Origin of the sequence: Luteolibacter rhizosphaerae, from assembly GCF_025950095.1 — a bacterium.
GTDB lineage: Bacteria > Verrucomicrobiota > Verrucomicrobiia > Verrucomicrobiales > Akkermansiaceae > Haloferula > Haloferula rhizosphaerae.
Genome location: NZ_JAPDDR010000006.1, coordinates 38,729 through 51,701, shown reverse-complemented (window position 1 = coordinate 51,701; position 12,973 = coordinate 38,729). Strand labels below are relative to the sequence as shown.

13 protein-coding genes are annotated in these 12,973 nt (G+C 60.1%); 4 read left to right on the top strand and 9 right to left on the bottom strand.

The window, feature by feature from the left end:
- Window positions 1-326: 326 nt before the first annotated feature.
- From OJ996_RS12460 to OJ996_RS12440, 5 genes are all read right to left on the bottom strand, one after another.
- The gene (locus OJ996_RS12460; RefSeq protein ID WP_264513920.1) at window positions 327-1,757 is read right to left on the bottom strand and encodes a UdgX family uracil-DNA binding protein; all 1,431 of its coding nucleotides are present in this window, start codon (window positions 1,755-1,757) and stop codon (window positions 327-329) included.
- Window positions 1,750-2,982 carry a putative DNA modification/repair radical SAM protein gene (locus tag OJ996_RS12455; RefSeq protein WP_264513919.1) on the bottom strand — a complete coding sequence of 411 codons (1,233 nt, stop codon included), beginning with the start codon at window positions 2,980-2,982 and terminating at the stop codon, window positions 1,750-1,752. The genes OJ996_RS12460 and OJ996_RS12455 overlap by 8 nt, the downstream gene beginning before the upstream one ends.
- A 74-nt stretch (window positions 2,983-3,056) precedes the next feature.
- Window positions 3,057-3,419: a hypothetical protein gene (locus tag OJ996_RS12450; RefSeq protein ID WP_264513918.1), complete on the bottom strand. Its 363-nt coding sequence runs from the start codon at window positions 3,417-3,419 to the stop codon at window positions 3,057-3,059.
- A 79-nt stretch (window positions 3,420-3,498) separates the two neighbouring features.
- A complete protein-coding gene (locus OJ996_RS12445; protein ID WP_264513917.1) occupies window positions 3,499-3,951 on the bottom strand; it encodes a PA2169 family four-helix-bundle protein in 453 nt (150 codons plus the stop codon).
- A gap of 150 nt (window positions 3,952-4,101) precedes the next feature.
- Window positions 4,102-4,320, bottom strand: a complete 219-nt coding sequence (locus OJ996_RS12440) for a hypothetical protein (RefSeq protein WP_264513916.1) — start codon at window positions 4,318-4,320, stop codon at window positions 4,102-4,104.
- Between the two features lie 203 nt (window positions 4,321-4,523).
- On the opposite strand from OJ996_RS12440, the gene OJ996_RS12435 reads away from it, so the two are divergent.
- The gene (locus OJ996_RS12435; protein ID WP_264513915.1) at window positions 4,524-5,195 is read left to right on the top strand and encodes a helix-turn-helix domain-containing protein; all 672 of its coding nucleotides are present in this window, start codon (window positions 4,524-4,526) and stop codon (window positions 5,193-5,195) included.
- Window positions 5,196-5,246: 51 nt separating this feature from the next.
- Here the strand turns inward: OJ996_RS12435 and OJ996_RS12430 are convergent, their stop codons facing one another.
- Window positions 5,247-6,722, bottom strand: a complete 1,476-nt coding sequence (locus OJ996_RS12430; protein WP_264513914.1) for an arylsulfatase — start codon at window positions 6,720-6,722, stop codon at window positions 5,247-5,249.
- 6 nt (window positions 6,723-6,728) lie between these two features.
- On the opposite strand from OJ996_RS12430, the gene OJ996_RS12425 reads away from it, so the two are divergent.
- Window positions 6,729-7,178, top strand: coding sequence for a hypothetical protein (locus OJ996_RS12425; RefSeq protein ID WP_264513913.1), 450 nt, complete (start codon window positions 6,729-6,731; stop codon window positions 7,176-7,178).
- Window positions 7,179-7,190: 12 nt separating this feature from the next.
- Here the strand turns inward: OJ996_RS12425 and OJ996_RS12420 are convergent, their stop codons facing one another.
- Genes OJ996_RS12420 through ypfJ form a run of 3 tightly spaced genes read right to left on the bottom strand, consistent with a single transcriptional unit; the run spans window position 7,191 to window position 10,428 of the window.
- Window positions 7,191-8,429: a glycoside hydrolase family 76 protein gene (locus tag OJ996_RS12420; RefSeq protein ID WP_264513912.1), complete on the bottom strand. Its 1,239-nt coding sequence runs from the start codon at window positions 8,427-8,429 to the stop codon at window positions 7,191-7,193.
- Between the two features lie 60 nt (window positions 8,430-8,489).
- The gene (locus tag OJ996_RS12415) at window positions 8,490-9,578 is read right to left on the bottom strand and encodes a Gfo/Idh/MocA family protein (protein ID WP_264513911.1); all 1,089 of its coding nucleotides are present in this window, start codon (window positions 9,576-9,578) and stop codon (window positions 8,490-8,492) included.
- Window positions 9,579-9,585: 7 nt separating this feature from the next.
- Window positions 9,586-10,428, bottom strand: a complete 843-nt coding sequence (ypfJ, locus tag OJ996_RS12410) for a KPN_02809 family neutral zinc metallopeptidase (RefSeq protein ID WP_264513910.1) — start codon at window positions 10,426-10,428, stop codon at window positions 9,586-9,588.
- A gap of 220 nt (window positions 10,429-10,648) precedes the next feature.
- On the opposite strand from ypfJ, the gene OJ996_RS12405 reads away from it, so the two are divergent.
- Together OJ996_RS12405 and OJ996_RS12400 are read left to right on the top strand one after the other, a co-directional pair.
- A complete protein-coding gene (locus OJ996_RS12405; RefSeq protein ID WP_264513908.1) occupies window positions 10,649-11,602 on the top strand; it encodes an aldo/keto reductase in 954 nt (317 codons plus the stop codon).
- Window positions 11,603-11,614: 12 nt separating this feature from the next.
- A complete protein-coding gene (locus tag OJ996_RS12400; RefSeq protein ID WP_264513907.1) occupies window positions 11,615-12,943 on the top strand; it encodes an NTP/NDP exchange transporter in 1,329 nt (442 codons plus the stop codon).
- Window positions 12,944-12,973 lie beyond the last annotated feature (30 nt).

Sequence of the window (12,973 nt, the reverse complement as noted above, 5' to 3'; positions counted from 1 at the left end):
GCCCCAATGGTCGAGTTTACGAAATCCGGCAGCCGCTGGTAGATGGCGATGGGGTGAATATGGGTTGTCGGCAGAGCCAGATCGAAAAGCGTGGGATTGCTGATCGGACGCCGGGCATTGGAGAAGCCTCCTGTCGAAGCAGGCGATTCGGTCACGATGGTCCCGGCCTGCGCCGCGGAGAGGGAAACGAGAGCGGCAATGACCGCGGAATTGATGGTGATCATGGCGTCTTCAAGGATCGCCACCATGATGCCGGAGCATCGAATCACGCGCTAAGCGCTGCTCCGCTCAAGCTGCGCAGATCCTGCGGGAATCGCCATAGATGGTTAGACCACAGCCAAGCGCAGGTCCGCGATGAACTGACGGAACTCGATTTCCTTCTTCATCTCATCCACCTGCCGTAGGAGAAAGGAGGGGTGCACCGTGAGGATCACGCGGGACGCGAGATGCGGAGCTTCGATCAAGCCATGCATCTTGGACACTTGAACGCCCGGCCCGAGGAGAGACCGTGCGGCAGTGTTCCCGAGGAGAACCAGAACCTGAGGTGCCAGCCTTGAAAGCTCCGCGAGGAGCCATGGCTTGCAAGCTTCGATCTCCCCGGCACCGGGTTTCTGGTGGAGGCGGATCTTTCCACGAGGAGTCCACTTGAAGTGCTTCACGGCATTCGTGAGATAGGCGGAACCCCGATCGATTCCTGCCTCGGCAAGTGCGCGATCGAGAAGCTGACCCGCCGGCCCGACGAAGGGCTTTCCTTCGAGATCCTCACGATCACCCGGTTGCTCACCGACGATCATGATCCGGGCATCGCCGGGACCGACACCGGGAACGCCGCAGGTCGCATTGTTCCACAAGGCGCAGCGGCGGCAAGCGGTCACCATCTTCGCGATCTCATCAAGGGAATCTGGTTCGGCTTCGCGGGGCGGCAGGGAGATCTCCCGCAAGTGGGATAGATAGGCATTGCGCGGCTCGGGACGCACGTCCCGCCCCTCCTCCTCGATCATTCCCTGGGTACGGACCGCGCTCCCGCGTGCCAACTCCTGAATCAGGCCCGCCTCCGGCAAATTCTTCCAATAGCGTTTGGGCATCTCCGCCTGCATGGCTTTCATCTTGAGCCGGGCCGGATTGAAGATGCTGCGATAATAGGTACGCCAGATCTCCTCCATGAGGTCCGGGTCGTCGCAGGGATCTTTCTCCACACCGGGACTGAAACGCATCTCTCCACCGATCCAGTGGGCGCAGCCCTTGGGAGTGAAGATCGACCAGTCCATATTCGCGAAGCGCTTCCGGAAAAAGGGCACGCCGGGCTCCACGATGAAGTGATCCGGCTCGAAACATGCGACGAAGCGTTCGCGCCGCTCTTCGTTCTCGCCTGCTTTCCGAAAGCGTACGAAGGCATGCATCTTGTGAATCTCCCGGCGCACGTTCTTCGCCATCAACCTTGCCCGCGCGACATCTGGATCGCTGGCGATTTCGAGAAGACTGCGCTCGCCCAAGCACGCAATTCTCCAGAGCAAGCGATAGAGCAAGGCCCAGCGCCGCGCATCCGAATGGCAAGCAACCTCTCGTGCGAGATCGAGGAAAGCGGGCGGGACCGGTCGAACCGAAACCGTGACCGGGGCGGTCTCTTCAAAGCCGAAGAGCGAGCCGTTCTCTTCCGCCTCCCACAGCACCTCGCCGGGCGGCACACCTTCGCCAAGCAAGCCCCGGGCAGCCTTCCGCCACGACTCGAAACCATTTCCCGGGTCAACCCTACGCACGACCGAAGAGTTCGAGTTGCTCGGGCTTCGGCGCGAAACGCGCCAGCAAGCGATCGCTATCGAGATGATAGCGGGCCGGGTGATGATCCGCCGTGATCACGAAGGGCCGCACCTTATCCAGCGAGACGCGCAAGCGGGCGAGATCCTCCAGCCGCAAATTCTTGTGACGGCGAATCACCAGAAGTCGATCAACATTCTTCACCCCCAAACCCGGGATACGGAGAAGCCGGTCACGGGAAGCACGCTGGAGATCCAAGGGGAATTCCTCCCGGTTTCTCAAGGCCCAGGCCAGCTTGGGATCCATGTGGAGATCCAGATGGGGATGATCCGCGGGGACGATCTCCGATTTACTAAAGCCATAGTAGCGCATCATCCAATCCGCTTGGTAAAGGCGATGTTCGCGGAGCAGAGGCGGGGCAGCGGCAGGGAGGATCGAGGACGGCTCGGGAATCGGGCTGAAAGCCGAGTAGTAGACCCGCTTCAGGCGATAGGAACGGTAGAGCTCGTCCGAGCGCGCTAGGAAATCGGCATCGGTCGAAGCATCGGCACCCACGATAACCTGCGTGCTCTGCCCGGTGGCATGGCGCAACTTGCGGTCGCCCGTCCGCTTCCGTTCCGCCGCATCTTCCAGCTTCACGCGGATGCGCCCCATGGCCTGCTTCGTCCGTCCCAGATTCTTCTCGGGTGCAAGTGTTTCCAGACTTTCCTGGGTGGGCAGTTCGAGATTGATGCTGATCCGGTCCGCATAGCAGGCCGCTTGCTCGATCAGTTCCGCAGACGCCTCGGGAATGGTTTTGAGATGAATGTAGCCCCGGAAGTCATGTTCCTCCCGCAGGGTGCGGGCGACATTCACCACCTGCTCCATGGTGTGATCGGCGCTGCGGATGATTCCCGAGCTGAGGAAGAGGCCTTCGATGTAATTCCTCTTATAGAAATCGAGTGTGAGCTTCACTGCCTCCTCCGCCGTAAAGGCCGCGCGGCGGACATTGCTCGAACGTCGATTGATGCAGTAGTGGCAATCGTAAAGGCAGCGGTTCGTCAGAAGAATCTTGAGCAGGGAGATGCAGCGGCCATCCGGCGCATAGCTGTGGCAGATGCCCGCGCCGCCTGCGGAGCCAACTCCCCTACCACCGGTAGAATCCCGGCGATTCGCCCCGGAACTTGCGCACGAGGCGTCATACTTCGCCGCATCCGCTAGAATCGCCAGTTTTTCGCCAAGCTTCATACCGTTCACCCGAACAGTATATTGCCTAGTTGAGCTTGGCCACCGGATTCTAGCCGCATCTTTGCGGCACCCGCTCAGATCCCAATTTCGTCCATCGCCTCATCCTCTTCCGCCAGGCGCGCAGCACGGGCGCGCTCGCTCTTGCAAAGCGCATAGACCCCGACCGCAAGCAGGCCCACGATGGCAGCTCCGGCCACCACACCCGCAGCTTGCCGGGGAGCGCTAGAGCCGATCGAGCGGAGGTGTTGCGCCGCATAGCTGCGCCCGTCCAGAAGGCCCTGACGGGCGGTGCCGGCCAGCTCACGCGCCCCCTTCGGCAAGGTGTAACGGGTGGTATAGGTGAGCAGCTTGGTGACATCCCCGCGGAGAAGGGAGATGTCCTCCCTCACTCGTGAAAGAAGTTTCGAGGCACCGGGATCTTGAAATGGATTGCTCATAGCGGTCGGGCGTCTATCGCGCATCGCGAGCTAACAACTACATCGATGCGGGCGCAAGTTTGCCGTTGTTGCAAAGCGCTCAAGAATCGATCACCGAATCGAAGGCCCGCACGGCCAGCTTTACCTCCGACAAGGCATCCGAGAGAACTTCCCGGTGCTCTTCAAGAGTATGTTCATCCTCCAAGGCCGCTTGGAGGGTTCGGGCCAGCTCTTGTTCCCCTCGCACGCACTCGGCAAGGATCGCATCGGCATCCTGGCCCGTCATCTTCTCGCGAAGGCGGATCCACCAGCGATGGATTCCCGCTTCCACACTGCCTTCTTCGTCCGGTTTTGTGCCCTGTTGTTCGATCAGGGCAGCCACCTTGGAGGCAATCAGGTCGCGGCGCTGCGCGATCAAGCTGAAGGTTTCGGACAAGCCGGTGGATTGCACCAGCTTGGAAGCTTCAAGGTAGCCATCGCGCGAATCGACGTAGCGCGTGAGAACTTCTTGGAGGCGAACGGAATCGGAAGTGTGAAGCGGGATGGTATCCATCCCTTCCCTTTCGCATCCTTGATGCCAGAGAGGCCAGCTCGTGCGCAGGTCTGCCATTCAGCTACTTAGCCGCGGGAAACCTTCGCGAGAGGAGGTCCGAAAAAGCACCCCTCGCACCCCGCCCATGCATTTCGCCTGACCGTCGGGCGCTTACTCCCCGCCGGTGATCGTGGCGAGATCGATGATTTTTCGAAGCGAGATCTGCCGCTCGAAAGGATGAGGCAGTTCCCGCTCAAAATCGAGTTGGTAGGAGTTGTTCCGACCGGCTTTCACGATGTGGAGGAATTCTGAGCGACCGAGGGAGCCGATCAAAAGACGGACCGAACGCTCCGTGAGATCCATGTCCCGCGCCAGATCGACAAGCCGCATGCGTGGATTGCGGGCAAGATGGATCAACGCGTGCCCGTGCCGACTAAGCAGGGCCCATGGGCGTGGTGCAGAGTTCATAGGAAGCAACTTAGCCGAACCTCAAATAAAGGTGAATAAAAAAACCGGAAATAAATTTTTGCTTTCCGCGAAATGCAGGGAACCGTTCCTCATACCGGAAGAAAAATACCGGTTAAAACCTACGTATGATTACCGACCAACAGATCCCGAAGATTGAGGAGTTCCGCTCGTGGCCGGCACTGGCCTTTTATGTGGATGCCCTCTCGCGAATGAGCCGGGGCAAGGTAACCTGTAGCTCCGGCGATCCCGCTCCCGCCGACCTCTGCGCGGCGGAAGCATGGTCGCTTTCGCTTCCGAAGAACGACGGTGCATGGCTGATCCGTGTGGATCGCCCGAAAGATCCGGAGGGGCCCTTGGCTTGGCGCGAGCCCGCGCTCATTCGGATGCTGTCCGCAATGCAGGAAAATCTCGGCGGCCCCCGCACCATCAACCACTGGCCAGCCGCAGTAAGAGCAACTTGGCAACTGGTGACCGGTCACCCTTGTCGACCCATGACCTTGGCCGAAGTGGCCTCATGTGTAGGCCTTTCTGCAGGCTATCTTGGCGAACAGTTTGAAAAAATCACCGGCAGCAGCTTCAAGCGGATACTGCGCGACGAGCGCATGGCGCGGGCTTGCGAGATGCTGGAAGATTCCGGCCAGCGCATCGCCGAGATTGCAGCCAAAATGGGCGGACTTTCGCTGTCCCAATTCAACCGGAGCTTCGTGGCGGCGACCGGGATCAGCCCCACCGAATGGCGGCGCAACTACGCGGTGAGGAAACCGGCGGAATACGGCCCGACGCCGGAGACCTCGTGAACACAGCGGATTTACTGCGATAGAAAAAGCCAACCACCTCCCGGCTTCCCTTCAATCGTTCGCTCCGGGAATCTTGAGCGGGAACACCGCGTTATCCGCCACCTCATTCTTCAGCACGCCGACAGCCTTCCCGATCAATTCCGGTTTTTCTTTTGCGAGATCCTTGGTTTCGCCTCGGTCCGCCGGGATATCGTAGATTTCCCAATCGCCTGGCTTCTTGGTGAGAAGTCCCCTGCGAAGAACCTTGTAGTCGCCGATGCGGACAACCACTTGCCCGCCGTATTCAGCGAAGGTCCAAACCATCGGCTTCTGACGTTTTGCAGAGGCCTCTCCTTTGAGGATCGGGAGCAGGTTTTCGCCATCCAGTGCGGCTGCAGGCTCGGTGCCGGTGGCAGCGCACAGTGTTGGGAACCAATCGGCGAAGTAGCCGGGAACATCCGATGAAGTCCCGGGCTTCAGCTTCCCGGGGTAGCGGACGACGGTAGGTACGCGCAATCCACCTTCGTAGACGCTGCCCTTGAAGCCGCGGAGACCGGCGGTGCTGTTGAAGAAATCGACGTCCGCTCCACCGATATTGAAAGGCGATTTCTTATTGTTCTTGTGGGTGGTGCCATTATCGCTGGTGAAGACGATCAAGGTCCGCTCGTCCACCCCGGCCTTCTTGAGAGCAGCCATCACTCGACCCACATGGGAATCGAGATCCGAGATCATGGCAGCATAGGCAGCCCGTGGCCGTGGATGCGGGAGATAACCGGACTCCCCGAGATAAGGCTGTTGATCCCACTCCTTGGGAAATCTCTCCACCGAGTCCTTGGGCGGGTGCATGGCCACATGGGGCTCGATGAAGGCAAGGTAGAGAAAGAAGGGCTGATCCTTCTTCTCGGCGATGAATTTCTCCGCCTCGTCGATCATCAGCTTCGGAGCATAGTTCTCGCCAAGGTAATCCTCCATTCTGGCCTCGCTCACCGGCTTCACGTGCCCGGGGATCGGCTTGGCATTGATCTCCACCTTCTCCGCATTCCGCCAGAGGTATTTCGGGAAGTAGCTGTGGGCGATGGCCTGGCAGTTGTAGCCGAAGAAAAGATCGAAGCCGTGCTTGTTCGGATCGCCGGTGCTACCAACCGGGCCGAGTCCCCATTTGCCGATCGCAGCGGTGGCGTAGCCGGCTTTCTTGAAAAGCTCAGGCATCAGGACGGTATCCGCTTTGATCGGATGCTGGCCCTCTTCGAACTGCGGGAAGGAGACCTTGGCCTGACGATTGCCGCGGATGTCCGCGTGCCCGAGGTGCTTGCCGCTCATGAGCACGCAACGCGAAGGAGCACAGGTGGGGGCGCCGCTATAAAATTGCGTGAGCTTCACCCCCTCCGTTGCGAGGCGGTCGATATTTGGCGTGGGGATCTTCTTCTGTCCGAAGCAACCAACCTCACCGTAGCCAAGGTCATCCGCGAGGATGAAGACGACGTTTGGCTTTTCGGCAGCGGAAGCCAGGGAGCAGAATAAGGCGACAAACGCTACTTTTGAAGCCAATTTAAGATGATCCAGCACGCAAACACTACGACCCGGAACCTTGCCTCTTTCAAGGCCGAAAAACCATGGGGCGCCTTGCATGGGCTCCTGCATCCTGCTACACGTCGAAGAACTGGAGGGATAGCCATGCTTGATCGTCTGATTCCGCTTATCGTCGTATTCGCTGCAGCTCCGATCCACGGGGCCGAATTACCAACTGAACTGAAGGTGCTCAGCTATGATGAACAGGTGGAGGCCTTGAAGTCGGAGTCTTCCAAAACCTTGGTTCACTTCTCCGCCAAGAAGATGCCGGAGCCGACGCCAGCCGAGATCCGGGAATATGAAAAGAAAGCCATCCCGGTAGAGGTGAAGCTCACACGGGGCTCCGAGTCCGGGCTGATGCCGCTTGCTCCCAATTGGACACTGACGCCGAAGCACGACAGGGGGATCATCAACCGATCCTTGGATCGTCGCTGAGATCGACAGCCCTCAGCTTTCGATCGGGATCGCTGCGGCAAACGTGATCAGGGCGGAAAGCTGGGTATTGAAATTGTGGATCTCCGCACGCGGGGCTTCCTGCCATTCCAACGGGTAGAGCCCCTCTTCCGGACGGCTCTTCAAAATCGCGGCCACGCTGGAGGACAGCACCTTCTCCAAACCCTCCGCCACCTCGAGGTGCGCATTCTTCCTTCGCAGGGACTTGGCGAGAATACCGAAGTAACGGCAGCAGATGCCCTTGAACATTCCGACATCCCAGCCGTCGGTACTAAGCTTCTCGTACAAGACACCATCCTCGCGGACGACACCGGTCTTGGAGAGAATCGTGACGGCTACCGCAGCCGCCTCGTCGAGGTACTCGCTCTTACCCGTGGCGGCGTGGAGAGCCTCCAAGCCACCGACATACGCTCCTTGGTTGTAGGTCCAATAGTCACCGACATGGCCCGGCCGGTCGACAATCCCCGAGCCGTCGTAGAGCTTCGCCTCCTTTTCCCAAGCGAGGGTCTTCAGCGCCCAGTCGAGGAAGGCCTGCTGCTTGGTCACGCGGAAGAGCCGCGCCGATAGCACAACGAAGAGGCTGTTGGTGATGGCATTCGGGTCGCGCTTGTCGGCATCCTCCGCCCAAGACACGCCGCCTTCCTTGCGCCAGTTGTTCGCCATGTGCTCGTGGATAGCGCGAGCGGTGCGGAGATAGCGCGGATCCTTCGTGCGTTCGTGAAACTTGAGCCACGCGATGCCCCACCAGGCGGAATCGTCGAGGTACTCGTTGCGGAACTCGGTATCGTGAACGCGCTTGGGATCGAGGCGCTTCATCCTACGGCGCAGCTTTTCCTCGTCTTGATTCGCCCACTTGCCAGCCTTCTTAAGGCCCGCGGCGATCTCCGGAAGACGGCTGCCTCTCAGGACATTACCCGCGTGCAGCTCGCGCAGACGGGCGTCATAGATATCCGTGCCGGTGAGATCCATGTAATCGACCATGGCCTCCACCGCATTCGCGCAGGACCACCATGGCGGATTGATGCTGCCATCGAAGTGTCCGCGGAGATCCTTGCCGGGGCGGTCGAGCCAATTGGCGATCTCCGGCACCCAGAAGATCTCGTCTATTTTCGCCATTCCCTCCCGGAACAACTTCGCGAGCTCTTGCTTGCCGGTCTTCTCATTTGCTCTTGAGAAAACGGGGAGAAATGCGCTTGCCGAGAGCAGCTGGAGGAATCGGGCACGGGTGATCATCGCCGTGAGGAAACGGAAATCAGCACGGAGAGAGAATGAAAAAGGCGCACGATTTCCGGCTCAGATGCCTTCCACCTTCACCGCCTTGCCCTCGCGTATCGACTTGTAGATCGCCTCGATCGCCAGCAAGTCCTTCAGGCCCTGCTCACCGGAAGGCGCGAAGGGCTTGTTCGCGAGGATCGCCTCCGAGAAGGCATCCATCTCCACCTCGAAGTGGTCGGTCGCGGGGAACTCGATTTTTACCTCCGGTCTTGAGGTCCACCCCTTCAATCCGTCGTAGCTGTAGGCAGGATCCATGCCGAAGCGACCCTTCTCACAGGTGGCCGTAAAGTAGTTCGCCCCGTTGAACCCGTAGGTGGTCATCACGGAGGCAATCACGCCGGAGGGGAACTTCATCGACCAGGAAATCGTCTCGTCCACCTCGGCGAACTTCACCGGATCGGTCTTCGTTTCTTGCGCCGCGATCTCCACCGGCTCCTCGCCCGCAATGTAGCGGCAAGCCTGCAGAGCATAGATTCCCACATCCATGAGGGCACCGCCGCCGGCCAGGTTCTTACGCAGGCGCCATTGGGTGGGATCACCGATCTGGAAGCCGAAGCCGGCCTCGATGAACTTCAGCGCGCCGAAGGTCTTCTCGCGGGCTAGCCGCATGCACTCCCGATGGTGCGGCTCGAACTGGCAGCGATAGCCGACACCAAGCATCTTCCCCGCCTGCTTCATGGCGGCGATCATGCGGCGGCATTCGTCGGCCGTGTTCGCCATCGGCTTCTCGCAGAAGACATGCTTCCCGGCTTTTGCGCCGCGGACTACGAATTCCTCGTGCATCGAATTCGGCAGCACGATGTAGATGACATCCACGTCCGGGTTCTCCGCGATCTTGTCGAAAGTCTCGTAATTGTAGATGTGCGAATCCGGGATGGCATACTTGGCTTTCCATTGCTCGGCCTTGGCGGGCGTGCCGGTCACGATGGCGGAGAGCCTGGAGTGCTTCGCCTTCGCAAGCGCGGGAGCAATCTGATGTGTGCTCAGGGAACCGAGACCGACAAGCGCCCAGCCGAGCTTCTTCCCGCCCTCCTCCTGGGCACGGGCTCCGGAGGCGAAGGCGGCAGCGGTGGCGCCAAGGGTGGCGAGAAAGGGACGGCGTTGCATGGGTTTGTTAGAGATCGTCGGTCTGAAACGTGTTGTTCGGGTCAAATCGATCACTCTGCAGCCCTTTCTTGAACCAACGCATGCGCTGGGCGGAGCTGCCATGGGTGAAGGAATCCGGCACCACGGTGCCCTGAGCCTGCCGCTGCAGGGTATCATCCCCGATCTGGTTTGCCGCCCGCAGTGCTTCCTCCAGATCTCCCTCCTCGAGGAAGTCGAACTTCTGCTGTCCCTTCCGCGCCCACATGCCCGCCAGGAAATCCGCCTGTAGCTCCAGCCTTACCGAAAGATCGTTGCCCTCCACCTCGCTGGAACGCTGGCGCATCTGCTGCACTTTTCCGGAGATGCCCAAAAGATTCTGCACGTGATGGCCGACCTCGTGGGCAACGACATAGGCTTGCGCGAAATCACCCGGAGCCCCGAAGCGTTCGCTCAGTTCATCGAAGAAGGAGAGATCGATGTACACCGTGCGGTCCGCAGGACAGTAGAAGGGGCCCATCTGGGCACCCGCGAAGCCGCAGCCGCTCTGAACCTTGCTGGTGAAGAGCACCAACCGGGGTTCCTCATACCTCTTCCCCATTCTCGCGAATTCCTCATGCCAGATCGTCTCGGTGTCCTTCAGCACCGTCGCGACGAAAGCCTTGGCCCGTTCCTCCCCCGGCGAGGCTGGCGCTTCCACCGCGGAGCCTCCACCGCCTGTCTGCTGCAGGAGCTGCATGGGATCTCCGCCGAGAAGCCAGACGATCAACAGAAGCACAAGCGTGCCGAGACCACCGCCCAAAGCCATCCGCCCCCCACCGCCACCACGGCGGTCCTCCACATTGCCACTCTGCTCACGTCCTTCCCAGCGCATGACTCTTCTCCGGTTTCGACGCTAACACTGCGCCGATCCCGGCACGGCGGCAACATCGAATCGATGCCGAAGGCACAACCGCAGATTTGCTACCGCGTGTATCGGCGCTACTTTGCGAGTCGGGTTTTGCCCGGGCCTGCCGTTCCGCGGCGGGGTCATGCCACACTCAATTGTCCGACACTGAAAAAACCTCCGGAGCTCACCCGATACTTATCTAGCCATGAATACCGCCAAAACCCATCTAAGCCGGCGCGGGGCCATGAAGCTTGGCATCGCGGCAGGAGCCGGTGTCAGCCTGAGCCAATTCGCACTGCACGCCGAGGAAGCCGGAGCGCTGCCACTCATCACCCGGGCTATCCCCGGTTCGGGGAAGAAAATCCCCGTGATCGGCCTTGGCACCAACCAATATGGCGTAAGCACCGAGGAGGAACTCGCACCCCGCCGCGACGTGCTCCGCCAGTTCCCGAAGCTCGGGCTGAGCCTCGTCGATACTGCCCCGGGCTACGGCAAATCGGAGGAGGTCCTCGGCAAGCTGGTGACCGAGCTCGGCATTCGGGACCAACTCTTCTTCGCCACGAAGGTCACTACTGACGACGGCGACGAGGCCAAAGGCATCGCCATGCTTGAAGAGTCTTTCAAGCGGCTTCAGACCAAGCATATCGAGCTGATCCAAGTGCACAGCCTGCGCGGCTGGAAGACGCTTCTGCCAATCCTGCGGGAGTGGAAGAAAGAAGGCCGCATCAGCTACTACGGCGTCACCACCTCGGAGGACAATCAGTACGATGATCTGGCGAAGATCCTCGAAACAGAGGAGCTGGATTTCGTACAGTTCGACTATTCGGTGGGTAACCGGAATGCGGAAGAGAAGATCCTCCCTCTGGTCGCGGAGAAGAAGATCGCCGCCCTGGTCAACATGCCTTTCGGAGGACGCAGGGGACCACACATCATCGCCAAGACTGCGGGCAAAGCCCTACCGGATTTCGCCAAGGAGATCGATGCGAGCAGTTGGGCACAGATTCTCCTGAAATATGTCGTCTCTCATCCAGCCGTCACCGCGGCAATCCCCGGCACCACCAAACTGAAGCATCTGCAAGACAATGCCGCCGCCGCCCGTGGCGCGCTGCCGGACGCGGGGATGCGCAAGAGGATCGAAGAGGCCTTCGCCGCTCTCTGAACCAGCGGTGCCATGAATGGAACCTTCTCCCGCCTCATCCGACGTACGGTGGACGTGAAGGAGCAGGAGTTTGCCGCCCTGCTCTGGTCGGCCGCCTACTTCTTCTTCGTCCTCTGCGCCTACTACGTTCTCCGGCCGATTCGCGACGAGGCCGGCGTTGCGGGCGGAGTGGAGAATCTGCCTTGGCTCTTCACCGGCACCTTGGTAGGCATGCTTCTGGTGCACCCGATCTTCGCCTCTCTGGTAAGTCGGCTTCCGCGTAGACGCTTCGTCCCCCTCACCTACCGCTTCTTCATCCTCCATCTGGGGATCTTCTACGTTCTTTACAGGTTCACTGATCCCGCAAAGGACGTCTGGATCGGGCGGGTGTTCTTCATCTGGGGCAGCATCTTCAATCTCTTCGTCGTCTCGGTCTTCTGGTCCTTCATGACCGACATTTTCCGATCCGGGCAGAGCAAACGGCTCTTCGGGATGGTCGCGGTGGGCGGCACCATCGGCGCCATCACCGGATCATCCATCACCTCCGCCCTCGCTGCCCCCCTCGGTCCGGTCAATCTGCTCTTGGTCTCGGCACTACTTCTGGAGCTCGCCTGTTTTGCTTCCAAGGCCCTCGAACGCCACGAAGCCGCACTTGCCACCGCAGCCGATGAGGAAGACATCGGCGAAGCAAAGGGCAGCAGCGACGAGCTTATCGGTGGCAGCTTCTTTGACGGCATCAAGAGCGTCGTCGCCTCCCCCTACCTTCTCGGGATCTCGGGGCTAATGCTGTTCTTCACCATCTCGTCCACCTTCATCTATTTCCAACAAGCGGACATCATCTCGCAAGTGTTCGGGGATGATCGCACGGCCAGGACGAAGCTCTTCGCCAATCGGGATCTGGCGGTGAACGTGTTGACCTTGCTCACACAGCTGTTCCTCACCGGGCGAGTCGTCCGATGGTTCGGCATCGGTGTGGCCCTGGCATTCGTCCCGGCATTGGGTATCGCGGGCTTCGCGCTGCTCGGAGCATCCCCGGTTCTCAGCGTGGTATTGATCTTTGATGTTCTCCGCCGCGCCGCGAACTTCGCGATCCAACGCCCCGCTCGCGAGGCCCTCTACACCGTGCTACCACGGAGCGATAAGTACAAGGCGAAGAACTTCAACGATACCTTCGTCTACCGCGCGGGAGATCAGATCGGCGCATGGTCCTATCCCGCGATGGGGGCCCTGGGACTGAGCATGTCCGGCCTCTCCTACAGCATGATCCCGCTATCGATCCTATGGCTGGCCCTCGCGCTGTGGCTCGGCCGCAAGTATCTCCGGCTCCACCGTTCTCCCGCTCCCGGGCACGAGTCCACCTGACGAGATTCGTCACCGGAGTTCTACAAGAAA